Source organism: Micromonospora trifolii (assembly GCF_022229005.1).
Taxonomy (GTDB): Bacteria; Actinomycetota; Actinomycetes; order Mycobacteriales; family Micromonosporaceae; genus Micromonospora; species Micromonospora trifolii.
The window spans coordinates 1-24,685 of the sequence record NZ_JAKKFD010000054.1 but is presented as its reverse complement, the minus strand read 5'-3'; the positions used below and the strand labels follow the sequence as shown (position 1 = coordinate 24,685).

The window sequence follows — 24,685 nt, the reverse complement described above, 5'->3', positions numbered from 1 at the left end:
CGCGGCACGTTTGGTCGTACGTGATGATCGCACATGTCGCGTGGCTGCTGGCGCGGTACCTGGCGCAGGTGGCGTAGGTCGGCGAGGGCACTTGCGCCGGGGGCGCACATGCTCGACGAGCACGACGACGGCGAGGCGGAGTCCCGCCCCGACGAGAAGCAGGCCGCGCCAGCCGGAGCCCCGGCCTGAGTCACGGAGTGGACCGGGGTCGCGGGCGGCGCAGCGCCGCCCGCGACCCCGGCCCGGCAGTGGGACGACGACCCCGAGCCACCGCCCGTCAGGCTCGCCAGGCGTCCAGGCACCGCGCCATCACCCGGAAGGGGATGGCCTGCCCCGTGGTCTGGTCGACGGTGCCGGCCAGGTGCAGGTCGAGCTCCGGGCAGTGGAAGAGCCACGTCCCGGTCGCGCCCGAGTGGCCGACGAGCGTGACCGGGCGGTGCCCCGGCGAGACGAGCCGACCGGCTGTGAAGACCATGGTGCCCAGTCCGTAGCGCAGGACGGGGATGTTGCGCAGCCGGTTGCGCCGTTCGGTCAGCAACTCCAGTGAGCGGGCGTCCCGGAAGAGTTCGCCGCCGAGCAGCGCTCGCTGAAAGGTGAGCAGGTTGTCGGTGGTGCTGAACAGGTCGTTGCAGGACTCGACCAGCGCCGTCACCTCCACGCGACGCTGCTTCGCGTAGAGCGGCGAGGGCGGCGCGGTCGCCGGCTCCGGCGGACGATGCCCGGGGAGCCAGGTCCGCGTCAGGCCGAGCGGGCCGAGGATCCGCTCGGTCAGCAGGTCGGCGAACGATCGATCGGTCACCGTCTCCAGGATGCGGATGAGCAGTTGGAAGCCGGTGTCGGAGTAGCGGGCCTGCTGCCGGCGGGCGGTGAGGTCCTGCGGCGCGAAGTGCGGGCGCTGCTGCTCGCGCGTGGTGCGCATCGTGTCCTCGAAGGTCCACGCGACGTCCCGGCCGGCGGCGAGGTGCTCGTACAGGCTGGGGCCTCCAGCACGCCTCTCGAACTGGTCCGGCAACCCGGACGTGTGACTCGCGAGATGGCGCACGGTGATCGCGGACGTCCGGTCGACTCCCTTCAGGACGTGCAGCGCAGCGGCCGTCTGCGCTGGTAGGTAACTGTTGATCGGCGCGGCCAGGTCGAGCTCGCCGCGCTCCTGCGCCTGAAGCACCAGGGTGATGATGAACCGCTTGGTGACGCTGGCGATGAAGAACGGGGTGTCGGGGCGCCACGGCTGGACGTCGGCGCCGGTCGGGCCGGAGGCCGCGGACCAGCGCAGATCCCCGTCGCCACTGGTGACGGCGAGATTGGCGTGGTGCACTCCGCGTCGCGCGACCAGCTTTTCCAGCAGGCGCGTCAGCCGGGCGTCGACGTCGGCGGGAACGTGGTTGTCCTGGGCGGGGGTGGTGCTGAGCGGCGGTGTCACATGGGTGCTCCTCGCGGTGGCGACTCCATATGTCTACTAGACATGTCTAAGAGAGGCAACGGTCTAGACTCGGCCGATGGCCCACGTGATCCTCGGTCTGCTCCTGATCACCCCGCAGAGCTTCTACGACCTCATCAGAGGGTTCGAGGCCGGCGTCGCGCTCTTCTACAGCGCCAGCTCCGGCAGCATCAAACGCGCGCTGGACACACTGCTCGCCCGCGGGTCCATCGAGGTCGCCAGCGCCGAAGCCGGCGGTCGAGGACGGAAGGTGTACCGCGTCACCGACGCCGGCCGGCAGGAGTTCCACGCGTGGATGACAGCCGAGCTGACCGGGCCCGATCTGGAGACCGCGGCGCTGTCCAGGCTCTACTTCCTCGGGCTGCTGCCGCCAGCCGAACGCGTACCGGTGCTGCGCCGCATCACGACCCGCGTCGAGACCGACCTCGCCCGGCTCTCGGCCCTCGACCGGCACCTCAGGGCCCTGGAGGTCCCCGAGGAGCACCGCGACCTCGCCACCCATCAACGCGCGACACTCGACTACGGCATCGCCGCACACCGCTTCACCCTCGACTGGTTTCGTGCTCACATCGCCCAACACGAGCCGCCGAGCCGGTGACACCACACCGACGATCGGCTCTGGCCGGTCGGAGCCGTGCGGTCAGGTGCGCGGAGTGCTTCAGCGTCGGCGTGCCCGCCACATCGTGTGCTCCCGGGAGATCGCCGTCTCCGTGTCGTTCACGAACCGCGACAGGTCGGCCTCCGAGCCGATCCGCGTGGCGAGGGACCCGATGGCGGCAAGTTCCTGACTCGCCAGGGCATAGGCGGTGGCCACCGCGCCGTGTTGCCGTGTCTGCGTCCAGGCCGCGCCGGCCGCGACCGCCGCGGCGGCCACGCCGAGCAGGTCGAGGTCGGTCAGCCCGGCAGCGCGCGACACGGCCAGGGTCACGCCGGCTATCTCCAGCACGAGCATGCTGACCGACCAGCGGGTCGCCCGCGCCCGATTCGACAGTGACCGTTCGGCGTACCAGGCTCGCTGGGCCTCGAGACGGCCGGTCAGGTACGCGGCGCGGCGCTCCTCGAGGGAGGCGGCCCGCAGTGTCCGCATTCCTTCAGTGATCTGTTGCCCAGCCACCGCAGGGGCCGCCAACCCGGCGGCCGCCATGTCACCGGTCAGGCCCAACAGTCGGTTGGTGAATTCCTCGACGCCGTCCGAGTCGCTCTGCGCCCGGGGGAAAGGGTCAGCCGCGATGGTGAATCGCCACGTGAGCGACTTGATCGATTCGGAGAGGGCTCTGCCGACGTACCAGCGTTCATGGGGGCGATTGGTGAGGAGGAAGACCTCGACGATCGAGGTGGCGGCGAAGGCGCCCGCGGCGAGCGCCGGGCCCAGGGCGAAATCGTCGAGCTTCCAGGTGGCGACTCCCGCGATCGCGGCCACCAGGAGCAGGGACAGCCGCAGCGCGATAAGGGTCGCGTACACGCGTTGGCCGCGCTGCGACTCGTAGGACACGGCACGCTGAAACGGGGGAAGATCCTCGGCCTTCAACATGTCGTTGACCTCTCGACAGAACGTCCAGGGCGTCGACGGGGGTGAACAGCGATCCCGGCGAACAGTCGGTACGCAGGCTGTGTAGACAGTAGACCCCGCCGTCCACCCGGCCAGGCTAAGGCGTGGTGGTCCCGGCGCAGGGCACGCCGATGCCCAGGTCGACGGGGTCGTCCTGCCCGTCGGACGTCACGATGAGCGGTACGCAGGCGGCCTGCGCGACCCAGGTGCCGCCGACGAAGGCCATCCACTGACCCTGCCCACCCTCCGACGCGCAGGCGTGCACAGTGACGGTCGCCGCGGGCGTGCCGGTGCCGCCCCAGCCGAGCCGGGCCCTGTCCTGCCAGCCCGGGGCCACCCGCACATCGACGACTGCGCCGGCGCGGACGACGAGCCCCCATTTGGCGAACAGCCGCGCCGCCGGGTCGGCCTCCCCGGAATCCTCCGCCGAGATCACGGCGGCATCGGGCACCGCCACGTCCCTGCCCACCAGCCGGTAGCCCGCCGGCGGTGCCGACAGCGCGTCGACCGATGCCGTGCAGGGCGGCCCACCACCGCTGGAGTCAGTCGACGGCGCTGCGCCGTCTGCCGGCGGGGTGGTGCGCTGGCGCGAGTCACCCGTCGGCGTGCAGGCGGACAGGACCACCACCAGGCTCAGGAGGGCCCACCCGGCAATGGGCCTGGTCCGGCGGCCCACCCCGGGCTCCACGAGGGCCGGGGCGCGGGGGGTCCGGGTCGTACCGGCATGGGCACTCATCCGTTATTCATAGCTGCTGGCCGGACCCGGGCGCGACAGTGGACAGCGGTGCCCGCCGCGGACCTGCCCACCACATGCGGGGCGCCAACTCGACCTGGCGAGCCAACTCAGCGCTGACGGCGGGCACCACGATGGTTACGGTCGTCAATGCCGAGGTTTCCCGACCGTTCGAGGAGTGATCGCATGTCCCCCTCTCCGTCCCGGCTCTTCGCCGCGATAGCGACGGCCGAACCACCCGCCGAGACCAGAGTGGTCATGCGGCGGGCGGTGGTGCTCGGTGGCAGCATGGCCGGGTTGCTGGCCGCCCGGGTGTTGAGCGACCACGCCGAGGAAGTGCTGGTCATCGAACGGGATCCGTCCGATGTCGACGCCGGGCCACGGCCGGGCGTGCCCCAGGGCAGTCAGGTGCACGCGCTGCTGCCCGCCGGTCAGGTCCAGTTGGAGCGCTGGTTTCCCGGCATCGCCGACGAGGCGCTCGCGCTCGGCGCCCCGCCACCACCACGCGACCCGGGCACGGCGAAGGTCTTCGTGAACGGCATGCTGGGTCTGCCGCCCGCGGCGACCGGCACCGGGCCGGCGCTGATCACCACGCGCCCGTTCCTGGAGGCGCTGGTCCGTCGGCGCACCCTCGCCATCGACAACATCCGCATGGTCTACGGCCGGGCGGAGGGCCTGCTCTTCGACGAGCGGCGGGTCAACGGGGCCCGGTACGTGCCCGAGGGTGGCGCCGAGCCCATCGTCGAATCCGCGGACCTGGTAGTCGATGCGATGGGGCGTTCCAGCCGGTTGAGCGACTGGCTGGCCGAGCACGGGTGGCCGCGCCCGCCGCTGCACCGCATGCCCATCAAGCTGAACTACGCCACGGCGCTCTTCAAGCGCGACGAGTTGGTCAGCGACGCCTGGGTGGCGGTCTTCCACACCATGGCGGGCAAGGGCCGTACCGCCCGGATCGGTGGGATCAACTCGGTCGAGGGGGACCGCTGGATCATGCTGGTGGCCGGCTACGACGGGGACCGGCCCAGCCGCGACGTCGCCGACTTCACCGCCCGCTGCCGGGAGCACTACCCGCAGATGTTCGGCGACATCGCCGAAAACGGGGAGATGCTCGGCGGGGTGGTCACGTACCACCAGGCGGACAGCCGACGCCGCGACTTCCACAAGCTCGACCGTCTGCCCGCCGGGTTGGTCGCCGCCGGCGACGCGGTCGCGTCCTTCAACCCGGTGTACGGCCAGGGCATGACCTCCGCGACACTGCACGCCTCCTGCCTGTCGGAATACCTGCGGTCCGGTCCGAAGCCGCACGACGAGCCCGCTCACGCGTACTTCGACCAGGTCCGCGTGGTGGTCGACGCCGCCTGGCAGATCTCCACCACCGCCGACATCGAGCTGCCGCACGTCGACGGGCCGTACCCGCCCGGCTACAAGGTCACCAAGTGGTTCGGGGACCTGCTCTTCCGGGCCTCGCTGACCGACCCGGTGCTCAACGCCCGGCTGGGTCGGGTCACCACGATGCTCGACCACCCGGCCGCCCTGAGCCGCCCCGGCACCCTGTTCCGGGCCCTCCGGCTCGGCCTGCTCGGCGGCTCCCGGCGGTGATTCGTCGCCAAATCCGCCGCCGGTCGCGGGGCGCGGTGGAGAATGGTGGGCCGGGGAGGGGTGCTGCGACGAACCGGGGGAGCGGTCGTGCTCGGAACCAGCCTCCTTGGCCGGCTTCGCCGCCGTGACCCGGTTGACGCCATCCTTCGACGCGCGGCCCGGCTGACGCTCGTCGCGTCCGTCGTCTTCTACGGCTGCCGGTACGGGGTGGGCAGCTCGACGCTCGCCACGTACGGGTTGTTCGGCACGATCGCCGCCGGATCGTTCGCGCAGCTACCTGGCCCGGCGCCGCAACGGGCGCGGATCCTCGTGCTGTCGCTGCCGGTGGTGTGGGCGCTGATCGTGGCGGGCTCGCTGTTGGCGTGGAGCACCTGGGCGGCCGCCGGTGGCATGCTGGTCGTCGGGTTCGTGGTGGCGTTCGCCGGGGTCGGCAACCCGCGCCTGGTGGGGTTGGCGAGCGCGTTCCAGCTCTTCTACATCCTGGCGTCGTTCCCGCCGTACCAACCGGGCACCCTGCCGGAGCGACTCGGTGGGGTGACCCTCGCCGTCGTGCTGCTCGCCGTGGCCGAGGTGTTTCTCTGGCCCGACCCGGTGCCGGTCTCCTACCGGCAGCGCCTGGCCGGGGCGGCGGACGGCGTCGCCGCCTTCCTCGACGCCGCCGCCGAGAGGTTGACCGACCCGCACGCCGCCGCGGGTCATCGGGACGCGCGGCGCGAGCGGGCGTACGACGTGGTGGCGGCGATCGAGCTGAACCGCAGCCCTCCGGCGTGGGCGCCCACCGCGGCGGGCGCTCAGGATCGGGCGTTGCGGATCTGCGCGGCCGCGTTACGGGAGGTGCTCACCGAGGCGGACCGGTTGGCGGCGGACGCCCCGCCCGAGCCGATCCCGGACCTGGCGGCGGCGCGCCTGCTGCGCTCGTGCGCGGACACCACCCGCGCGGCCGGCCGGAGCCTGTCACCGGGTGCCCCGGCGGTGGCCCCGGCCGACCTGGACGTGGCGGTCGGACGAGCCGAGGCGGCGTACCCGGTGGGAGGGGGTCAGGTCCGCGACGCGCCGGACGTACCCCGGTTGTGCCGGGACGCGACAGCTGTGGCCCTCGCGGACCAGGTGCGGGTCTTCGTCGTCGGCTCCCGGGTGGCCACCGGCGCGCGGCTCGGCGGCGACGACGCCTCCTCGGCGCTGTTCGAGTACGCCCGCCGCAGCCCGTGGACGCTGTACTGGTGGCAGTTCCGTTCCCACCTGGCACCGCGCTCGGCCCACCTGCACAGCTCGCTGCGGCTGGCCGTTGCGCTCGCCATCGCCCGGGTGGCCGCCGGGGTGTTGCAGCTGACCCACGGCTTCTGGGTGCTGCTGGCCACCCTCACGGTCCTGCGCACGTCGGCCGCCGACACCCGCACCGCGCTGCGGCCGGCCGTGCTGGGCACGATCATCGGCGCGGTCGTCAGCGGCGGGGTGATGCTCGTCGTCGACGATCCGATCGTGTACGCCGTCGTCCTGCCGGTCACCCTGCTGCTGGCCTTCGGCGTCGGCCGCCTGCTCGGCCCGGTGTGGCAGCAGGCGCTGTTCACAGTGCTGCTGACAGTCGTCTTCGCCCAGCTCAGCCCGGAAGGGTGGCGGCTCGCCGAGGCCCGCCTCGTCGACGTGCTGCTCGGCGCGGTGATCGGCGTGCTCGCCGGCGTGGCGATCTGGCCGCGCGGCGCGGGCCACGACCTGCGGCACAACGCCACCCGCTACCTGTCGGCCAGTGCGGACGCCGTCGAACAGACGGTCCAGGCGATGCTCGGCGATGCTCCACCACCCGAGGGTGCCCTCAACCGGGTCCGTCGCCGGATGGTCCTGATCGACTCGTCGTACTGCCAGTACCACTCGGAACGGCACGATCCGCACCGTCAGCAGGTGAACTGGGACGCCGTGCTGAGCGCCGGGCATCGCGTCGTGCCCGGCGCGGAGTCGCTGCTGCGCCGCAACCCGCCCGGCTGCCTCGCCGGTTGGCCCGGGGCGGCGGCGCTGCTGCGAGACGCCGTCGCACGCCTGCGATCGGCGTACGACGCCCTCGCCGACGAGGTCGCCCACGGCCGGACCTCGGACCGGGCGCCGGTCTCGACCAGCTGCGTCGACCAGTTGGACCGGATCCGTCCGCTCCTCGGCGAGGCCGACCATCAGTCGGTCCGGCACCTGGTGGAGGTCGACAGGTGGCTCGCCGGCCTCGCCGACAGTGTCGCCCGGATCCCCCTGCCCGCTGCTGGCAGGCCGACCGGCCACCGCGACAAGCCCTGATGAGCCGCGTCGTCGCCGCTCACCGCTCGTGGAGCAGGGGCAGGGAGACCCCGTCCTCGGGCTGACCGTCGACGGACTGGGAGCTGCCTCTGCTCAGTGAGCAACCGCATCCGGCCCGGCAAAGCGCTCGTGAGCGTGATGACTGTGAGGCATATTGATGCCTCACAGTCATCACGCTCTTCAGGTACTGATGCTCGCTGACGCGGCCTCGGAGCCCTGGGAGCGCCACAGGTCGCGGATTGGCAGTGCCCGTCGCACGTCGCTCGGCCTAGCGTCGACGGCATGGAGATCGAGCAGGCGCAGAAGCTGTGGCAGCCGGAGCCGGGCTGGTTGAACACCGCCAGCTTCGGGTTGCCGCCGGAGCCGGCGTGGGCGGCGTTGCAGGACGCTCTCGCCGCCTGGCGGGTTGGTCGTAGTTCGTGGGAGGGCTGGGGCGAGTCGACGCACCGGGCTCGCGTCGCCCTCGCCGGCCTCATCGGGGTGCCGGTCGGTGACGTGGCGGTGGGTGCTGCGGTGTCCCAGCTCCTCGCGCCGGTCGCGGCGGCGCTGCCGGCCGGTGCCACTGTGGTGGTCCCCGAGGTCGAGTTCACCTCGAACCTCTTCCCCTGGCTGGTGCAGGAGGAGCGTGGCGTCACGGTCCGCACGGTGCCGTTGGAGTCCCTGGTCGACGCCATCGACGCCGATACCGATCTGGTGGCGTTCAGCCTGGTGCAGTCGGCCGACGGGGCGGTCGCGGCGTATGACGAGATCGTGGCCGCGGCCCGCGCGCACGACGCGCTGGTGGCGGTGGACGCGACCCAGGCGTGTGGCTGGCTGCCGTTCGACGGCAGCCAGGCCGACGTGGTGGCGGTGGGCGGCTACAAGTGGCTGATGAATCCGCGCGGGACCGCGTACGCCTATCTGGCCCCCGGGTTGCGCGAGCGGCTGCGCCCCGACGCGGCCGGCTGGTACGCGGGCCGTGACCCGCACGCCTCCTACTACGGCCCGCCGCTGCGGCTGGCCGACGACGCCCGACGGTTCGACATCTCACCGGCCTGGTTCAGCTGGGTCGGCGCGGCGCCCGCCCTGGAGGTGGTCGCCGAGATCGGCGTGGCGGCGATCGGGGCGCACAACGTGGCCCTGGCCAACCGGTTCCTTTCCGGGCTCGGCCGGGCACCGGGGGAGAGCGCCATCGTCAGCGTCGACGTGCCGGACGCGGAGCAGCGCCTCGCGGCGGCGGGCATCCGGGCGGCGGTGCGCGCCGGACGGGCCCGGGCCTCGTTCCACATCTACTCCACCGAGGCCGACGTGGACGCCGCGTTGACCGCGTTGACCGGCTGAACCCGGCGCCGAGGACGGCCGGGCGTGCAGCCGGCCGTCCTCGACGGCATCAGACGTCCGGCTCAGGCCAGGTGGCCACCGATCTTCGTGTACCCGCGCAGCAGGTCCCGCGAGATGATCAGCCGCTGCATCTCGTCGGTGCCCTCGAAGATCCGGTAGAGCCGGACCTGCCGGTACCAGCGTTCGATCGGCAGCTCGCGGGTGTAGCCCATGCCGCCGTGGATCTGGAGCACCCGGTCGACCACCCGGTTGACCATGCCGGCGCCGTAGAGCTTGCCCATCGACGAGGCGTGCCGGGGGTCCAGGCCCGCGTCGACAGTCCACGCCGAGCGCAGCACCAGCCAGCGGGCCGCCTCCAGTTCCGTCTCGGAGTCGGCGATCATCCACTGGATGGCCTGGTTGGTGCCGATCTTCGTGCCGAAGGTCTCCCGGGTGTTGGCGTACTCGATGGCCATCTGCAACACCCGCTCGGCGATGCCGATGGCGTGCGACGGGATGGTGTAGCGGCCCTTGCCGATCCACTCCATGCCGAGCGTGAAGCCCTGCCCGATCTCACCGAGGATGTTGCGGTGCGGCACGCGTACGCCGTCGAAGATGAGTGACGCGGGCCCGCCCTCGCCCATCGTCTGGATGAACTCCGAGCGCCAGCCCATCGACCGGTCCACCAGGAACGCGGTGGCGCCGCCCTTGCGGGCGCCCTTCTCCCGGTCGGTCACCGCGACCACGATGGCGAAGTCGGCGTCGTGACCGCCGGTGATGAACGTCTTCTCGCCGTCGAGGATCCAGTCGTCGCCGTCCCGGCGGGCGGACAGCCGGATGTTTGCCGCGTCGGATCCGGCCCCGGGTTCGGTGATCGCGAAGCAGGAGCGCCGCTCGCCCTCGATGGTCGGGATGAGGAACTCCCGCTTCTGCTCCTCGGTGGCGTGGAACAGGATGTTGTCCGCCTCGCCGCCGAAGCGGAACGGCACGAACGTGCGGCCCAGCTCGGTCCAGATCAACGACTGGAGTACGGCTGGCAGGTTCATCCCGCCGTACTCCTCGGGGGTGGCCAGGCCCCAGAAGCCGAACTTGCGCGCCTTGAGTTGCAGTTCGCGCACCTCGGAGTGGTCGAGGCCCGGCTGGTGCGCCCGTTCCCGGCGGAGCACCTCCGCTTCCAGGGGCATCACCTCGCGGGTGATGAACGCGCGCACGGTGTCCCGGACGGCGCGTTCCTCGTCGGACAGTGCGAAGTCCACGGTTCCCCCTCGGTCGGCGTGGTGGTGCGCCGCCACGGGCAGTGGCGGTCCCTCATAAACTAGCGGTGTAAGTTTTCATTCGTCCAGACCCCTTCTCCGGCCGACGTGGTGACGCCTGCCCGCAGGCGGTCCCCGATAGGGTGCGTGAACAGGTGGTTCCCACGGGGAGGGACACCGCAGACCGAGGAGTTCTGACGTGCCCCGACCCCGACGGCCTCTGCTCACCCGCGACCGGATCGTCGAGACGGCGCTCGCGCTGATCGACGCCGACGGGCTCGGCGCGCTCTCCACCCGCCGACTCGCCGCCGCGCTCGGCGTCCAGGGCCCCTCGCTCTACAACCACTTCGCCACCAAGGACGAGATCCTCGACGCGGTCGCGGACACGGTCACCGGTGCCGTCGACACCAGTGGCTTCGCCAGCCGGGACTGGCTCGCCGCGTTGCGGGACTGGGCCTGGTCGTACCGGAGGGCGCTCACCGCGCACCCGAACATCGTGCCGTACCTGGCGCAGGGGCCGGGCCGTCGACCGGCCGCCCTCGCCATGGCCGACGCTGTCTACGGCGGGCTGGTCCGGGCCGGTTGGCCGCCGGCCCGCGCCACCCACATCGGCGCGGCGCTGCGGTACTTCGTGGCCGGGTCGGCGCTCGGCTCGTTCGCCCGCGGTTTTGTCGAGGACCCGGAGCTGTACGCGGCGCACTACCCGCACCTGCGCCAGGCCCACCGGCTCGCCGAACACCAGCAGAGCGTGGACGAGGGCGCCTTCGCCCTCGGCCTGGACGCTCTGCTGCACGGACTGGCCGCCGAGTACACCCGCACCGTCGAGACGGTGGAGTCCGCCCGGCCCAACGGATAGCGTCCAAACTCCCAGCGCTAGTTTCATCGCCCGTCGCCATCGCCCATCGCCCACCCTCGAAGGGACGACATGGACCTCGCCGCCCCGCCGTCGCTGTTGCCCGACTCCCTGCGCCTGCGGCGCCACCTGCACATCGGCGGGGAGTGGACGCCTCCCGCCGACGCCGGTCTCATCGACGTGGAGAACCCGAGCACCGGGGAGCTGATCGGGCAGGTGCCGGCCGGCACCCCGGCCGACGTGGATCGCGCCGTGGCCGCGGCCCGGGCCGCGTTTCCCCGCTGGTCGGCCGCCACCCCCGCCGAGCGCTCCGCCCACCTCGACCGGCTGCACGCGGCGCTCACCGCCCGCGCCGACGACCTCGCCCGCACCATCGCCGTGGAACTGGGCTCGCCGCTCAAACTCGCCACCCGGGTGCAGGTCGGGCTCCCGCTGACAGTGCTACGCGACCACGTCGCGCTCGCCGCCCGCGCGCCGGTGGAGGAGAGCATCGGCAACTCCCTCGTGGTCCGCGAGCCGATCGGCGTGGTCGGCGCGATCACACCGTGGAACTACCCGCTGCACCAGGTGATGGCGAAGCTCGCGCCCGCCCTGGCCGCCGGTTGCACCGTGGTGCTCAAACCCAGCGAGCTGACGCCGTTGACCGCGTACCTGCTCTTCGACGCGGTCACCGAGGCCGGCCTGCCGCCGGGCGTGCTCAACCTGGTCCCCGGCACCGGGCCGGTGGTCGGCGAGGCGCTCGCCGGGCACCCCGACGTCGACCTGGTCTCCTTCACCGGCTCCACCGCCACCGGCGCACGGATCATGCGGCTCGCCGCCGACCGGATCGCCCGGGTCGCGCTGGAGCTGGGCGGGAAGTCCGCAAACGTGATCCTTCCCGACGCCGACCTGGCCACCGCCGTCAAGGTGGGCGTCGGCAACGCCCTGCTCAACTCCGGGCAGACCTGCACCGCCTGGACCAGGATGCTGGTGCACAGCGACCGGTACGACGAAGCCCTCGACCTCATCGCCACGGCGGTGGCCGGCTACCGACTCGGCGACCCGTTCGACCCGGCGACCCGGCTCGGTCCGCTGGTCTCCGCCGCCCAGGCCGAGCGGGTGCGCGGCCATATCAACAGGGCCCTCGCCGACGGGGCCCGGCTGGTCGCCGGTGGGCCCGACGCCCCGGTGCCGACCCGGGGGCACTTCGTCGCCCCGACGGTCTTCGCCGACGTGCACCCCGACAGCGCGCTCGCCCAGGAGGAGGTCTTCGGACCGGTGCTCGCCGTCATCCCGTTCGCCGACACCGACGAGGCGGTCGCCATCGCCAACAACTCGAAGTACGGGCTGGCCGGCGCGGTCTGGTCCGCCGACACCGACGGGGCGCTCGCGGTGGCCCGGCGGCTGCGCACCGGCGCTGTCGACATCAACGGCGCCCCGTTCAACCCGCTCGCCCCGTTCGGCGGCTACAAGCAGTCCGGCCTGGGCCGCGAGTTGGGCGTGCACGGGCTGGCCGAGTTCTGCGAGCTGAAGGCGATCCAACGATGACCCACCCCGAGCTGTCCCCGGCCGCGCCCAGCGGCGGCACCGAACTGTCCCCGGCCGCGCCGGGCGGCGGCACCGAGCCGGCGTCCGCGCCGGTCATCGTTCGCGCGCTGGTCGCGCGCGGGTCCGGCGCCGAGCTGCGGGTCGAGCGGGTACGCCTGCCAGCGCCCGGCCCCGGCGAGGTGCGGGTGACCATCAGGGCGGCCGGCGTCTGCCACTCCGACCTGTCCATGGTCAACGGCACCCTCGCCGCCAGGTTCCCGCTGGTCCTCGGGCACGAGGCGACCGGGGTGGTGGCCGAGGTCGGGCCGGGCAGCCGACTGACCGTCGGCACACCGGTCGTCCTCAACTGGGCACCGGCCTGCCGGGCCTGCTGGTGGTGTCGGCGCGGCGAGCCGTGGCTCTGCGCCGACACCACGGCCCCGACCGTGCCACGCGGCGAGACCGACGACGGGGTACCGCTGCACCTGACCCTCGGCCTCGGCGCACTCGCCGAGGCGGTGGTGGTGCCCGAGCGTGCCGTCATCCCGATCCCCGCCGGGCTGCCGCCCGAGCAGGCCGCACTGCTCGGCTGTGCGGTGCTCACCGGCGTCGGCGCGGTCCGGAACACCGCCCGGGTGACACCCGGCGAGTCGGTCGCGGTCGTCGGGCTCGGTGGGGTCGGGCTCGCCGTGCTCAGCGCGGCCCGCCGGGCCGGCGCCACGACGATCCTGGCCATCGACGTCGCCGAGGCGAAGCGGGACCTGGCGCTCGCCGCCGGGGCGACCGACTTCCTGCTCTCCGACGACCGGCTCTCCAAGGAGGTACGGGCGCGCACCGAGAGCCGCGGCGTCGACCACGCCTTCGAGTGCGTCGGTCGGGCCGCCACCATCCGCGCCGCCTGGCGGCTGACCCGGCGCGGTGGAGCGGTGACAGTGGTCGGCATGGGCGCCAAGGACGACATGGTCAGCCTGGGGGCGCTGGACATCTTCCACTCCGCGCGCACGCTGCGCTCCTCGGTGTACGGCTCGTCCGACCCGGACCGGGAGGTGCCGGTGCTGGCTGCCGAGCTCGCCGACAGCGCACTGGATCTGGGTGTGCTGGTCAGCGGAACGATGTCGTTGGACGAGGCGCCCACGGCGTTCGAACGGCTGGCGCGGGGCGAGGGCGCTCGCTGGGTGGTCACCCTGGACTGACGCTCGTCACAGCCGGGATCTCAGCGCGGCTGCGGCCGGGCCATGGCGGCAGCGGCGCGTCGTGCAGCTTGCGAGCGGCGGCGCCCGCCGCGGCCCACGCCGCCGGCGACGCGGTCGACGGCTCGCCGAGGCGGCCGAGCGCCGTCCCGGGCAGGGCGGCGAGCGCGAGCACGGGCGGTTTGCGCCAGAGAACCTCGGGGGTCGGGACCGGCGCCAGCGCCATCGCCTCGACCTCGACGTCGGTGCGTCCCTGATCAGCGTCGATCTTCAGGAAGACGTCACCGACGCGCAGTGTCGCGCGTTCCTGGTGGGCGACGACGACTTCGACCTCCGGCACAACGGCCATTGTCGCGAGACGGCCGTCGACATCCCAGCGGTTTCTCGGGAGCGACCGGCGTGGTTGGCCAGGTGCCCTGGGTCGACCCGGGAAGGGTCAACCCTGGGCACCCGGGCGACGAGAGCCGGGCGACCGGTCAGAAGGGTGGGGCGTCCTCGCCCATCAGCGCCAGCACGACGCCGCCCTTGCCGCTCTTGAGGCCCTGGACCACTACCTTGCCGGTGCTGCCGTCGGGCAGCTCCAAGGTGAAGGTCTTTCCGACCGCGTTCTTGGGGCCGTTGCCGGCGCTGTTGGCAGGTCGGAAGTCGCCTGCCCAGGGAGGAATCCCGCCCCTACGGGCCGGCTCGGCGAAGAGCGCGGCGGTGCCGGGGGTCCTGGTGCCGTCTGAGGAAAGGAGCACTGAGGCGCTGCGAAAGGTAGCCATATGCGCCAAGGCTAACCCGGACCATGCCGTTCGCGGCACCACAGCTGCGCGGATCGGCGATTCGGGCGACCTCTTCGTCTCGGGACGTTGCGCCGGAAGCCATACCTAGCGGTACTATGCATCGTACCTCTAGGTTTGGGAGCGGGAGGCTTCGTGAAGGTCGCCAAGGATCTGGTCGCCGCCTCGGCGACGCCGATGGTGCTCGGCATCCTGGCTGAGGGTGAGAGCTACGGCTACGCCATCCTCAGGCGGATCAACGAGCTGTCCGGGGGCGAGCTGGACTGGACCGAAGGGCTGCTGTACCCGTTGCTGCACCGGCTCGAGCGCCTCGGTCACCTGGAGTCGAGCTGGCAGGCGGTCGCCGGTGAGCGGAAGCGCAAGTACTACCGCATCACCGACCGGGGTCTGGCCGAGCTGGCCGAGCAGCGCCGGCAGTGGGACACGGTGGTGGGCGCGCTCAAGGAGATCTGGCACGACCGCGCGCCGCTGACCGTGCACCCGTTGGAGGGCCTGGCATGACGGCGCACGAGGGGCCGCAGGAGTTGGAGGCGCAGTTCGAGCAGTGGCGCCAGTACGTGCTGCGTCGCCGGGAGCTGCAAGCGGCGGACGCCGACGAGCTGGAAGACCACCTTCGTGGTTCCGTCGACCAGCTCGTCGCCGCAGGCCTGAGCCCGGACGAGGCGTTCCTGGTCGCCGTGAAACGGATGGGCAGCCTCGACGACCTCTCCCGCGAGTTCGCCCGGGAACACTCCGAACGGTTATGGAAGCAGCTGGTACTGACCGGCGACTCCGGCAGCCCGGTCGGCGGCGCTCGCTCCCGCCTGGACCTGTGGGTCATGCTCGCGTGTGCGGCGGGTGCCGTGGTGTCCGTCAAGGCGCCGGCGCTGTTCGGGCTGAGCCTCGACGACGACAGCTCGTTCTACGCGCGCAACTTCACGCTGTTTGCGCTGCCCTGGCTGGCGGCGTTCCTGGCCTGGCGCCGGGGAGCCCGACGGTCGGTGATCGCGGCGCTGGCGGTGCTCTTCGTCCTCGGCGCCGTGGCGGCCAACGCCTACCCCCTGGCGGACGATTCGCAGTCAGTGGTCGTCACCAGCATCCACCTGCCCATCGCCCTGTGGCTGGTGGTCGGCCTGGCCTATGTCGCCGACGACTGGCGCTCGTCCCGTCGACGCATGGACTTCATCCGGTTCACCGGCGAATGGTTCATCTACCTGGTGCTGATGGCCCTCGGTGGGGGCGTGCTCTCCGCGTTCCTGTTCAACACCTTCGCGGCCATCGGGATCGTGCCGGAGGCGTTCGTCTCGCAGTGGTTGCTGCCCGGAGGCGCCGCGGCCGCGGTCGTGGTGGCCGGGTGGCTCGTCGAGGCCAAGCAGAGTGTCGTCGAGAACATCGCGCCGGTTCTCACCCGGCTGTTCACACCGCTCTTCACCGCCGCCCTGCTCGCCTTCCTCGTCGCTGTCGTCTGGACCAGCCACGGCATCGACGTCGAGCGGGAGGCACTGCTGCTGTTCGACCTCCTGCTGGTCGTGGTGCTGGGGCTGCTGCTCTACTCCCTCTCGGCCCGTGACCCGCTGGCCCCGCCCGGCCCGTTCGACAAACTCCAACTCGCGCTCGTGGTCAGTGCGTTGGCCATCGACGTGCTGGTGCTGCTGGAGATCACCGGGCGCATCACCGACGAGTACGGCGGCACGCCCAACCGGGCGGCTGCGCTCGGCGAGAACGTGATCCTGCTGGTCAACCTCGCGTGGTCGGCGTGGCTGCTGCTGTCCTTCATCCGTCGGCGCACGCCGTTCGCGACGCTCGAACGCTGGCAGACCGGCTACCTGCCGGTGTACGCCGTGTGGGCCTGGATCGTGGTCCTCGTCTTCCCGCCGCTGTTCAGCTTCGCCTAGGTCACTTGCCGGTGACGATGCCCGGGTTGATGCAGAGCCCCGGGTTCGCGCCGTTCTTCTCCGCGATCTCCAGACAACGGGTCACCTTGTCGACCTTTGCGTTGGTCTCGGTGATCTGCTTGGAGATCTCGGCGTTCTTGCGGTCCTGCTCCAGGTTGCGGGTCTGCGCCAGCTTGTCCTGGAACGCCTTGATGTTGCCCTCGGTCTTGTCGTCGTGGTTCACCCGGGTGATGGTCACCGAGAGGATGTCCACGTCGGTGGCGAGGCGGGTCTCCCCGCTGGTCTTGATGTTCGCGGCGAACGGCTTCAGGTCGACGTTCAGGTCGCCGGTCTGGGCGTCGATCTTCTCCAGCGGGTTGTACGCGGCGAAGGCGTCGTTGACGGCACTGTCGAGCTGCACGCCCACCCGCTGACCCCGGAAACTGCCGAAGTCGCCCTTGTAGTCCATGAACTGCTTCGGCGCGTTCTCCGGCTTGACCTGCCATTCGACAAGCACCTCGACGCAGGCGTCGGCGAGGGTGCCGGTGCGCACGCGTACGCAGTTGTTGCCGCCGATGTGGTCGTACTTCTGTCGGCCCGCGTCCCACTCGCCGACCTTCTGCCAGGGCGCCACCCACTTCAGGCCCGAGCCGGTCACCTCGCCGGTGGGCTTGCCGAAGCTGGTGACGATGCCGACCGAGCGGATGGGCACCGAATGGGCGCTGGAGGCGATGCCGACCACCAGCGTGAGGGCGAGGAAACCGAGCGCCGCGAGGGTGGCCATCCGCTTGAGCGACCGTGCGGGAGCGACGAGAGCGACGACGGCGCTGACCGCCAGGGCGACGGCGAAGACGATCGCCATGGTGAAGCCGACGGGCATGGGGAGAGGACCTTCCGATGGGCTGTGTGGATCATCAACCTAGGGGGTCCGGTCAAGTCGACGGCGCGGGGGAGTGGAGTCCGCGCACGTCAACCGGGGGTCGAATATGGAGTGCATCGACATGGTTCGACGCCAGCGGCCCGCCGTAGGTTTCGTCCACGCGACGGGCCTGTGACCACGGTCACCGAATCGACCGTCGCCGCGACGTGCGGAGGATGAGGCGATGGCCGGGCAAGCGCTCCTGTCGGCCCGTGGGCTGACCCGCGACTTCCGGGGCTTCCGGGCGGTCGACGACGTCGACCTCGACGTGGCGTCGGACAGCGTGCACGCGCTGGTCGGCCCGAACGGCGCGGGCAAGACCACCCTGTTCAACCTGCTCACCGGATTCCTGCGACCCAGTGGCGGCCGGATCGAACTGGCCGGGCGGGACGTCACCGGGCTGCCCCCGGAGCAGGTGGCCCGGCTCGGCGTGGCCCGCTCGTTCCAGATCACCAGCCTCTTTCCTCAACTGTCCGCCCGCGAACACGTCGCGTTGGCGTTGCAGTCACCCAGCGGGCTGGGCTGGCGGTTCTGGCGGTCGGCGAAGCTGATGGGCCGCTACACCGAGCGGGCCGACGAACTGTTGGCCATGGTGGGGCTGGCCGAGCTGGCGCAGACCCCCTCGGCGGCCCTGGCGTACGGCCGGAAGCGCGCCCTGGAGCTGGCCATCGCCCTGGCGCTGGACCCGAAGGTGCTGCTGCTCGACGAGCCGACGGCGGGCATGGGTCTGGAGGACGTCGACCGCACCGTCGAGCTGATCGGTCGGGTCCGCCAGGGCCGGACCGTGGTGATGGTCGAGCACAACATGAGCGTGGTCGGCCGTCTCGCCGACACCGTCACAGTGCTCCAGGCCGGCAAGGTCCTCGTCGAGGGCCCGTACGAGCAGGTCCGCGCCGACGAGCGCGTGATCACCGCCTACCTGGGAGCCGCCGATGCTGCGCATTGAGAACCTGTCCGCCTTCTACGGCGAGGCGCAGGTGCTGCGCGACGTCAGCCTCGAGGTCTCCGCCGGTGAGGTGGTCACACTGGTCGGCCGCAACGGCGCCGGCAAGTCCACCCTGCTGCGCTGCGTGATGGGGCTGCACCCCGGTCAGCGCGGCACTGTGGAGCTGGACGGGCGGGACATCACCAGGTTGGCGGCGCACAAGCGGGCCCGCCTGGGTCTGGGCTGGGTGCCCGACGACCGGGGCAGCTACGCCACGTTGACAGTCACCGAGAACCTCACGCTGCCACCCACTGTCGGCCCCGACCCGTGGTCGCTGGAGCGGGTGTACGAGGCGTTCCCGGCCCTGTACACCCGACGGGACTCGGCGGCCACCATGCTCTCCGGCGGCGAGCAGCAGATGCTCGCGCTGGCCCGGGTGCTGCGGATGGGCGCCCGGCTGCTGCTCTGCGACGAGCCCACCGAGGGGCTGTCGCCGCTGCTGGTGCAGCAGGTCGGCGACCTGCTGCGCGAGGCCAAACGGCACGGCGTGACAGTGCTGCTGGTCGAACAGAACCTGCACTTCGCCACCGGTGTCGCCGACCGGCACTACCTGCTGGCCGAGGGCCGGGTCGCCGAGGCGATGGACAACTCCGAGGTGCGTTCGCGCGAACGCGAACTGCTCGCGTACCTCGGGATCTGAATTTTCTCAACGACGACCCGCGCGACGCCGCGCGGGATGGATGGAGTGGGCATGCGCAGGACGATGGGTGTGGCCGCGGCGTCGGCCGTGGTGGTGCTGGTCGCCGGATGCGGCGGCGGTGGCCCGCAGTCGAGTGGCGACCAGAAGCTGACCGGCGACAAGATCGTGCTGGGCGTGCTCAACGACCAGTCCGGGGCGTACTCGGAGTTGTCCGGAAAGAACTCGGTGGCGGCGGTGGAGATGGCCATCGCCGACTTCACAGCGAAGTACGGCGACAAGGCGGTGACCACAGACATCACTGTGGAGACCGCCGACCACCAGAACAAGCCGGACGTGGCCAACTCCAAGGCACAGGAGATGTACGACCGCAAGGGCGTCGACCTGATCCTGGACGTGCCCACCTCGTCGGCCGCGCTGAAGGTCGCCGACGTGGCGAAGGAGAAGAAGAAGCTCTACTTCAACATCGGCGCGGCGACCACCGACCTGACCGGCAAGAGCTGCAACAAGTACACCTTCCACTACGCGTACGACACGTACATGCTGGCCAACGGCACCGGGAAGACCACCACCGAGCAGATCGGCAAGAACTGGTACATCCTGTACCCGAACTACGCCTTCGGTCAGGACATGGAGAAGAGCTTCTCCACAGCCATCACGGCGGCCGGCGGCACTGTCGTCGGCAAGGACGGGGCGCCGTTCCCGAACACCAGCGGTGACTTCTCCACCTTCCTGCTCAAGGCGCCGAACCTGAACCCGAAGCCGGACGTGCTGGGCACCATGCAGGCCGGCGCGGAGTTGGTGAACGTGGTGAAGCAGTACAACGAGTTCAAGCTGCGGGACAAGGGTGTCGGCCTGGCGGTGGGGCTGATGTTCCTCACCGACATCCACTCGCTCACCCCGGCCGCGCTGGCCGGCACCACGTACACCGACGCCTGGTACTGGAACTTCGACGCCAAGAACCGGGAGTTCGCCGACCGCTTCCAGCAGAAGGCCGGCACCCGGCCGACCTTCGCGCACGCCGCCAACTACTCCGCGGCGTTGCAGTACCTGGAGGCGGTGCAGGCCGCCGGCACCGACGACGCGGACGCCGTGGTCAAGGGACTGGAGGGCAAGACGGTCGAGGACGTCTTCCTGCGCAACGGCAAGATCCGCGCCGAGGACCACCGGGTGGTGCACGACGCGTACCTGGCCCAGGTGAAGCCGCAGTCCGAGGTCGCCGAGCCGTGGGACTACGTGAAGGTGCTCAAGACGATCCCCGCCGCGGAGGCGTTCCGCGCGCCCTCGGCGGACTGCAAACTATGAGCGGATTCGCGCAGAATACGTTCAACGGGTTGGTGAGTGGGGCGTTCTACGCCCTGCTCGCCCTCGGGCTCGCTGTCATCTTCGGCATGCTGCGGGTGGTCAACTTCGCCCACGGCGCGTTCTACATGCTCGGCGCGTTCGGGGCGTACGTGCTGCTCAGCGAGGCCGGCGTGCCGTTCTGGGCCGCCCTGGTGATCATGCCGGTGGGGCTGGGTCTGCTCGGCATGGCGCTGGAACGCGCGGTGATCCACCGGCTGACCAAACTGGACCCGCTCTACAACTTCCTGCTCACCTTCGGTCTGACGCTGATCCTCCAGGACCTGGTGAAACTGCGTTACGGCGTGCAGTCCAGCCCGTACGAGACACCGTCGCTGTTGAGCGGGTCGGTCGACTTCGGGCTGTTCGACTTCCCGACGTACCGGGTGTTCATCCTCGGCTTCGCGGTGCTGCTCTGCGTCGCGGTGTGGTGGGTGCTGACCCGGACCCGGATCGGCATGGTGGTCCGCGCGGCCACCGAGCGGCCGGACCTGACCCGCGCGTTCGGCATCGACGTCGGACGGTGGGTGACACCGGTCTTCGGCTTCGGCATCGGGCTGGCCGGCCTCGCCGGTGTGCTGGCCGCGCCGATGCGCGCGGTCAACCCGCTGATGGGCGCCGACCTGATCATCGTGGTGTTCGCGGTGGTGGTGATCGGCGGGCTGGGCTCGATCTTCGGGTCGGTCGCCGCCGGTTTCGGCATCGGGCTGGTGCAGGCGTGGGGTGAGGCGTACCTCTCCAACTTCCCGCTCGTCTCGCAGACGATCGTCTTCGTCGTGATGGCCGGCGTGCTGCTCTGGCGCCCGGCCGGCCTGTTCGGTCGGGAGGAGGCCCCCGCATGACCAACACCGTGGACACTCCCACCGACGCGTCCCGCGCGACGCCACCGTCCGGGCTGATCGCCGTGGCCCGGGCCCCCGGCTGGGTCCGGTACGCGCTGCTCGCCGTCGGCCTGGGCGTCGCGGCGTGGCTGCCCAACGGCCTCTACCCGGCGGTCGCCGTGGACATCCTCTGCTGGGCGCTGTTCGCCGTGGCGGTGGACCTGCTGCTCGGCTTCACCGGGCTGATGTCCTTCGGCCACGCCGCGTTCTGGGGCACCTCCGCGTACGTCACCGGGTTGGTGGCCATCCACGCGGGCCTGCCGTTTCCGCTCGCGGTGCTGGCCGGTGCCCTCGCCGCGGCCGTGCTGGCGGTGCCGATCGGGTACCTGGCGGTCAAGCGGACCGGCATCTACTTCGCCATGGTGACGTTGGCCTTCGCGCAGATGGTCTACTACGTCGCCAACGAGTGGCGCTCGGTGACCCAGGGGGAGAACGGCCTCCAGGGGGTGCCCCGCGAGCTGTTCGGCCTCGACCTCACCGACGACTACTTCTTCTACTACGCGATCCTGCCGATCGTGCTGCTCGGGCTCGCCGCCGCCTGGCGGATCGTGCACTCACCGTTCGGTCGGGTGCTGGTCGGCATCCGGGACAACCCGGCCCGGGCGCGGGCGCTGGGCTACCCGGTGCACCGCTACAAGCTCACCGCGTTCGTGCTCTCCGGGTTCATCGCCGGCCTCGGTGGCGGGTTGTTCGCTGTCGGCCACCGGTTCGTCTCGCTGGACGTGCTGCACTGGACCACCTCCGGCAAGGCGGTCATCGTGGTGGTGCTGGGCGGGATCGGCACCCTCTGGGGTGGGGTGCTCGGCGCTGCCCTCGTGGTCCGGCTGGAGGACTGGTTGTCGTTCTCCGGGTTCGAGGCGATCGGTCTGGTGACCGGCGGCATCTTCGTCCTCGTCGTGGTGCTGTTCCGGCGCGGCATCTGGGGCAGCGTCGCCGCGCTGGCCCACCGGCTGGCGGCCCGCCGCCGCTGAAATTCCCCAGACGGCGCATCCGCCATGCGCCCTCCGAGCGAACCCCCGGGTAGAGAACGTCTACCCGGGGGTACGTCTGGTGCTGACCGATCCGATGCCGGCGGAGGCAGTGGAGATCGCGCACAAGCAGGTTTCGCTGGCGGCCGAGGACCTGGACGCCAACGGCGTCGCCTCGGTGCTGCTGGAGCTGGTCGAGGCGTGGGGCGTGCCGGCGGTCTGGGAGCAGGTCTGCCGTCTGCTGCTGGCCCGGCTGTCGGGGCGTACCGCCGCCGAGATCGTCGTCGAGCACGCCCTCTTCGAGGGCATTCGGGTCGGGTTGGACGCGTACCGCCGGGAGCCGGGCCGGTCACTGCCCACCGGCGGGGTGCTGCTGGCCGGCGCCGAGAAGGAGGCGCACAGTCTGGGTCTGCTCGCGCTGGCCGCCGCGCTGCGCGAGCAGGGTCGCGGCTGTCTGAACCTCGGCCCCGCGCTGCCCTGGTCCGCGCTCACCAGGGCGGTGTACCGGGCGCGCCCGCGCACCGTCGTGATCTGGTCGCAGACGCCGCTGACCGGCCGCGCGTACCGCCTGGTGCGCTTCGCCCGGGACTTTCCGCTCCTTCGGGTGTACGGCGCGGGGCCGGGCTGGATCGAGCCGCTCGGCGGCCCGGCGGTCCGTCTCGGGACGTTGACCGAGGCCGTGAACGCCTGCCTGGCGGTCGTGCCGGGGCGTGATGCCCACCACATACGATACGGATCGGTGCCGTATCGTTAATACGCGTCGTAGGCTGACCCGCGTTACGAGTCTGACCCGTATCGTATTTCGTCGCGGGTGATCAGCGTGGGGGGAAAGCCAGGCATGGAGCTGCACAACAACACCGGACACCCGAGGCGGTGGGCGATCCTGGGGGTGCTGGTGATCAGCCTCCTCGTGGTCGTCCTCGACAACACGATCCTCAACGTCGCCCTGCGCACCCTGGCCGACCCGGTGCACGGCCTCGGCGCCAGCCAGGGCGAGCTGGAGTGGTCCATCAACTCCTACACGCTCGTCTTCGCCGGGCTGCTGTTCACCTTCGGGGTGCTCGGCGACCGCGCCGGCCGCAAGCGCTTCCTGATGATCGGTCTGGTGCTGTTCGGCCTGGCGTCGCTGCTCTCCGCGTACGCCCAGAGCCCCGGACAGCTCATCGCGGCCCGCGCCCTGATGGGGGTCGGCGGCGCGGCCATCATGCCGGTGACACTGTCGATCATCTCCAACGTCTTCGACCCGCGCGAGCGTGGTCGGGCCATCGGTGTCTGGGCCGGCGCTGTCGGTCTCGCCGTGGCGATCGGCCCGATTCTCGGCGGCGCGCTGCTGGAGCACTTCTGGTGGGGCTCGGTCTTCCTGATCAACGTGCCGGTGGTCGCCGTGGGCGTGGTCCTGGTGGCGCTGCTGGTCCCCGAGTCGCGTGACCCGCGGCCCGGCCGGATCGACGTGCTCGGCGTGCTGCTCTCCGTGGTCGGCCTGGTCGCCCTCTCCTACGGCATCATCGACGGCGGCGAGCACGGCTTCGACCGCCCACTGGCCTGGGGCTCGATCCTCGTCGGCATCGCGGTGCTGGGCTGGTTCGTGCAGCACGAGCGGCGCAGCGACCACCCGTCGCTGGACGTCCGACTGTTCAGGGTGCCCCGGTTCGCCGCGCCGGTCGCCATCGTCGGCCTGGTGTTCTTCGCCGCGATGGGCTCGATGTTCTTCGGCTCGTTCTACCTGCAACTCGTGCGCGACTACAGCCCGTTGCAGACCGGTCTGCTCTTCCTGCCCTTCGCCGGCGCCCAGCTGGTCTTCGCGCCGCGCAGCGCCGCTATGGTCCGCCGCTACGGCGGTAAGGCCGTCGCCACCGTCGGGTTGGCGCTGACAGTGGTGTCACTCGGCGCGTTCGTCTTCATCGGCGCGTCCACCCCGATCTGGATCGTGCTGCTGGTCTTCCTCATCCAGGGCGCCGGAATGGCGAACATCATGCCGCCGGCCACCGAGTCGATCATGTCGGCGCTGCCCCGCGAGAAGGCCGGGGTGGGCTCCGCTGTCAGCAACACCATCCGCCAGGTGGCCGGCGCGCTCGGCGTGGCCGTCCTCGGCTCGGTGCTCTCCGCGGTCTACCGCAGCGACATCGGTGACGCGCTGACCGGTCTGCCCACGCAGGCCCAGGACGCGGCCAACGAGTCGATCTCCGGGGCGTACGCGGCGGCGGGCCAGCTCGGCCCCGCGGCACCGGCGCTGATCTCGGCGGCCAACGACGCCTTCGTCACCGCCATGCACTGGGCGGCCGGGCTCTCCGCGGTCATCGCCGCACTCGGGATCATCGTGGTGCTGCGCTGGATGCCAGGCAAGGAGGACGTGAGCGTCGCCCCGGCGGCGCCGGTCGCCGAGCCTGAGCTGGCCGGCACGGCATAGGTTCGGGGAGAATGGCGGACATGACGTCCACTGCCGATGCTCCGCGGTCGCCCGGGCGACCGCGGAGCATCCGCGCCGACGAGGCGATCATCGAGGCCACCCTCGACCTGCTCGCCGAGGGCAGCACCATCGAGGCGCTCTCGATCGAGGCGATCGCCACCCGCGCCGGGGTCGGCAAGGCCACCATCTACCGGCGCTGGGCCGGTACCGGTGTG

24 protein-coding genes are annotated in these 24,685 nt (G+C 71.3%); 17 read left to right on the top strand and 7 right to left on the bottom strand.

Going from position 1 to position 24,685, the window contains the following annotated elements; genetic code table 11:
• Positions 1-277: 277 nt before the first annotated feature.
• On the bottom strand, positions 278-1,420 hold the full coding sequence (locus NIE79_RS28635) for a serine hydrolase domain-containing protein (RefSeq protein WP_238681539.1): 1,143 nt from the start codon (positions 1,418-1,420) through the stop codon (positions 278-280).
• Positions 1,421-1,496: 76 nt separating this feature from the next.
• Here NIE79_RS28635 and NIE79_RS28630 point away from each other — a divergent pair, with 76 nt between their 5' ends.
• On the top strand, positions 1,497-2,036 hold the full coding sequence (locus NIE79_RS28630; protein ID WP_238681538.1) for a PadR family transcriptional regulator: 540 nt from the start codon (positions 1,497-1,499) through the stop codon (positions 2,034-2,036).
• A gap of 60 nt (positions 2,037-2,096) precedes the next feature.
• On the opposite strand, the gene NIE79_RS28625 is transcribed toward NIE79_RS28630, so the two are convergent.
• Positions 2,097-2,969: a DUF4231 domain-containing protein gene (locus tag NIE79_RS28625; protein WP_238681537.1), complete on the bottom strand. Its 873-nt coding sequence runs from the start codon at positions 2,967-2,969 to the stop codon at positions 2,097-2,099.
• Between the two features lie 115 nt (positions 2,970-3,084).
• Positions 3,085-3,723 carry a hypothetical protein gene (locus NIE79_RS28620; RefSeq protein ID WP_238681536.1) on the bottom strand — a complete coding sequence of 213 codons (639 nt, stop codon included), beginning with the start codon at positions 3,721-3,723 and terminating at the stop codon, positions 3,085-3,087.
• A 183-nt stretch (positions 3,724-3,906) separates the two neighbouring features.
• Between NIE79_RS28620 and NIE79_RS28615 the strand changes: the two genes are divergently transcribed.
• The 3 genes from NIE79_RS28615 (at position 3,907) to NIE79_RS28605 (ending at position 8,916) form a co-directional block, all read left to right on the top strand.
• Complete coding sequence (locus NIE79_RS28615; protein ID WP_238681535.1) at positions 3,907-5,319, top strand: FAD-dependent oxidoreductase; 1,413 nt, start codon at positions 3,907-3,909, stop codon at positions 5,317-5,319.
• Between the two features lie 87 nt (positions 5,320-5,406).
• On the top strand, positions 5,407-7,596 hold the full coding sequence (locus tag NIE79_RS28610) for an FUSC family protein (protein ID WP_238681534.1): 2,190 nt from the start codon (positions 5,407-5,409) through the stop codon (positions 7,594-7,596).
• 282 nt (positions 7,597-7,878) lie between these two features.
• Entirely contained in the window at positions 7,879-8,916 is a 1,038-nt protein-coding gene (locus NIE79_RS28605) for an aminotransferase class V-fold PLP-dependent enzyme (RefSeq protein ID WP_238681533.1), read from the top strand.
• 62 nt (positions 8,917-8,978) lie between these two features.
• On the opposite strand, the gene NIE79_RS28600 is transcribed toward NIE79_RS28605, so the two are convergent.
• On the bottom strand, positions 8,979-10,151 hold the full coding sequence (locus NIE79_RS28600; RefSeq protein WP_238681532.1) for an acyl-CoA dehydrogenase family protein: 1,173 nt from the start codon (positions 10,149-10,151) through the stop codon (positions 8,979-8,981).
• 196 nt (positions 10,152-10,347) lie between these two features.
• Between NIE79_RS28600 and NIE79_RS28595 the strand changes: the two genes are divergently transcribed.
• From NIE79_RS28595 to NIE79_RS28585, 3 genes are all read left to right on the top strand, one after another.
• Positions 10,348-11,004, top strand: coding sequence for a TetR/AcrR family transcriptional regulator C-terminal domain-containing protein (locus NIE79_RS28595; RefSeq protein WP_210784958.1), 657 nt, complete (start codon positions 10,348-10,350; stop codon positions 11,002-11,004).
• A 69-nt stretch (positions 11,005-11,073) separates the two neighbouring features.
• Positions 11,074-12,528 (top strand): aldehyde dehydrogenase family protein, encoded by a 1,455-nt coding sequence (locus NIE79_RS28590; protein ID WP_238681531.1) that lies wholly within the window; start codon positions 11,074-11,076, stop codon positions 12,526-12,528.
• A complete protein-coding gene (locus tag NIE79_RS28585) occupies positions 12,525-13,700 on the top strand; it encodes an alcohol dehydrogenase catalytic domain-containing protein (protein WP_238681530.1) in 1,176 nt (391 codons plus the stop codon). The genes NIE79_RS28590 and NIE79_RS28585 overlap by 4 nt, the downstream gene beginning before the upstream one ends.
• On the opposite strand, the gene NIE79_RS28580 is transcribed toward NIE79_RS28585, so the two are convergent.
• Positions 13,687-14,037: a hypothetical protein gene (locus NIE79_RS28580; RefSeq protein WP_238681529.1), complete on the bottom strand. Its 351-nt coding sequence runs from the start codon at positions 14,035-14,037 to the stop codon at positions 13,687-13,689. The two genes, NIE79_RS28585 and NIE79_RS28580, sit on opposite strands and share 14 nt — an antisense overlap.
• A gap of 136 nt (positions 14,038-14,173) precedes the next feature.
• Positions 14,174-14,437, bottom strand: coding sequence for a hypothetical protein (locus NIE79_RS28575; RefSeq protein WP_091402229.1), 264 nt, complete (start codon positions 14,435-14,437; stop codon positions 14,174-14,176).
• 177 nt (positions 14,438-14,614) lie between these two features.
• On the opposite strand from NIE79_RS28575, the gene NIE79_RS28570 reads away from it, so the two are divergent.
• Complete coding sequence (locus NIE79_RS28570; protein WP_091401794.1) at positions 14,615-14,980, top strand: PadR family transcriptional regulator; 366 nt, start codon at positions 14,615-14,617, stop codon at positions 14,978-14,980.
• Positions 14,977-16,353, top strand: coding sequence for a permease prefix domain 1-containing protein (locus NIE79_RS28565; RefSeq protein ID WP_238681528.1), 1,377 nt, complete (start codon positions 14,977-14,979; stop codon positions 16,351-16,353). The genes NIE79_RS28570 and NIE79_RS28565 overlap by 4 nt, the downstream gene beginning before the upstream one ends.
• A 1-nt stretch (position 16,354) precedes the next feature.
• On the opposite strand, the gene NIE79_RS28560 is transcribed toward NIE79_RS28565, so the two are convergent.
• The gene (locus tag NIE79_RS28560; protein ID WP_238681527.1) at positions 16,355-17,212 is read right to left on the bottom strand and encodes an SPFH domain-containing protein; all 858 of its coding nucleotides are present in this window, start codon (positions 17,210-17,212) and stop codon (positions 16,355-16,357) included.
• A gap of 223 nt (positions 17,213-17,435) precedes the next feature.
• Here NIE79_RS28560 and NIE79_RS28555 point away from each other — a divergent pair, with 223 nt between their 5' ends.
• The 8 genes from NIE79_RS28555 to NIE79_RS28520 all read left to right on the top strand — a co-directional run.
• Complete coding sequence (locus NIE79_RS28555; RefSeq protein ID WP_238681526.1) at positions 17,436-18,197, top strand: ABC transporter ATP-binding protein; 762 nt, start codon at positions 17,436-17,438, stop codon at positions 18,195-18,197.
• Positions 18,184-18,876 carry an ABC transporter ATP-binding protein gene (locus NIE79_RS28550; protein WP_238681525.1) on the top strand — a complete coding sequence of 231 codons (693 nt, stop codon included), beginning with the start codon at positions 18,184-18,186 and terminating at the stop codon, positions 18,874-18,876. The genes NIE79_RS28555 and NIE79_RS28550 overlap by 14 nt, the downstream gene beginning before the upstream one ends.
• Positions 18,877-18,927: 51 nt before the next feature.
• Positions 18,928-20,178, top strand: coding sequence for an ABC transporter substrate-binding protein (locus NIE79_RS28545; RefSeq protein WP_372471847.1), 1,251 nt, complete (start codon positions 18,928-18,930; stop codon positions 20,176-20,178).
• Complete coding sequence (locus NIE79_RS28540) at positions 20,175-21,056, top strand: branched-chain amino acid ABC transporter permease (protein ID WP_112583340.1); 882 nt, start codon at positions 20,175-20,177, stop codon at positions 21,054-21,056. The genes NIE79_RS28545 and NIE79_RS28540 overlap by 4 nt, the downstream gene beginning before the upstream one ends.
• Positions 21,053-22,066 carry a branched-chain amino acid ABC transporter permease gene (locus NIE79_RS28535; protein WP_238681524.1) on the top strand — a complete coding sequence of 338 codons (1,014 nt, stop codon included), beginning with the start codon at positions 21,053-21,055 and terminating at the stop codon, positions 22,064-22,066. The genes NIE79_RS28540 and NIE79_RS28535 overlap by 4 nt, the downstream gene beginning before the upstream one ends.
• A gap of 79 nt (positions 22,067-22,145) precedes the next feature.
• Complete coding sequence (locus NIE79_RS28530) at positions 22,146-22,817, top strand: transcriptional regulator (RefSeq protein WP_238681523.1); 672 nt, start codon at positions 22,146-22,148, stop codon at positions 22,815-22,817.
• A gap of 84 nt (positions 22,818-22,901) precedes the next feature.
• Positions 22,902-24,470 carry an MFS transporter gene (locus tag NIE79_RS28525; RefSeq protein ID WP_238681540.1) on the top strand — a complete coding sequence of 523 codons (1,569 nt, stop codon included), beginning with the start codon at positions 22,902-22,904 and terminating at the stop codon, positions 24,468-24,470.
• An 11-nt stretch (positions 24,471-24,481) separates the two neighbouring features.
• Positions 24,482-24,685 (top strand): helix-turn-helix domain-containing protein (locus NIE79_RS28520; RefSeq protein WP_238681522.1); only part of this gene is annotated, 204 nt, incomplete at its 3' end.

Coding starts and splice junctions, on each gene's coding strand:
- NIE79_RS28565 (WP_238681528.1), top strand. CDS start 14,977: ATGACGGCGCACGAGGGGCCGCAGGAGTTGGAGGCGCAGTTCGAGCAG.
- NIE79_RS28630 (WP_238681538.1), top strand. CDS start 1,497: ATGGCCCACGTGATCCTCGGTCTGCTCCTGATCACCCCGCAGAGCTTC.
- NIE79_RS28625 (WP_238681537.1), bottom strand. CDS start 2,969: ATGTTGAAGGCCGAGGATCTTCCCCCGTTTCAGCGTGCCGTGTCCTAC.
- NIE79_RS28560 (WP_238681527.1), bottom strand. CDS start 17,212: ATGCCCGTCGGCTTCACCATGGCGATCGTCTTCGCCGTCGCCCTGGCG.
- NIE79_RS28585 (WP_238681530.1), top strand. CDS start 12,525: ATGACCCACCCCGAGCTGTCCCCGGCCGCGCCCAGCGGCGGCACCGAA.
- NIE79_RS28525 (WP_238681540.1), top strand. CDS start 22,902: ATGGAGCTGCACAACAACACCGGACACCCGAGGCGGTGGGCGATCCTG.
- NIE79_RS28605 (WP_238681533.1), top strand. CDS start 7,879: ATGGAGATCGAGCAGGCGCAGAAGCTGTGGCAGCCGGAGCCGGGCTGG.
- NIE79_RS28550 (WP_238681525.1), top strand. CDS start 18,184: ATGCTGCGCATTGAGAACCTGTCCGCCTTCTACGGCGAGGCGCAGGTG.
- NIE79_RS28540 (WP_112583340.1), top strand. CDS start 20,175: ATGAGCGGATTCGCGCAGAATACGTTCAACGGGTTGGTGAGTGGGGCG.
- NIE79_RS28590 (WP_238681531.1), top strand. CDS start 11,074: ATGGACCTCGCCGCCCCGCCGTCGCTGTTGCCCGACTCCCTGCGCCTG.
- NIE79_RS28620 (WP_238681536.1), bottom strand. CDS start 3,723: ATGAGTGCCCATGCCGGTACGACCCGGACCCCCCGCGCCCCGGCCCTC.
- NIE79_RS28615 (WP_238681535.1), top strand. CDS start 3,907: ATGTCCCCCTCTCCGTCCCGGCTCTTCGCCGCGATAGCGACGGCCGAA.
- NIE79_RS28555 (WP_238681526.1), top strand. CDS start 17,436: ATGGCCGGGCAAGCGCTCCTGTCGGCCCGTGGGCTGACCCGCGACTTC.
- NIE79_RS28535 (WP_238681524.1), top strand. CDS start 21,053: ATGACCAACACCGTGGACACTCCCACCGACGCGTCCCGCGCGACGCCA.
- NIE79_RS28545 (WP_372471847.1), top strand. CDS start 18,928: ATGCGCAGGACGATGGGTGTGGCCGCGGCGTCGGCCGTGGTGGTGCTG.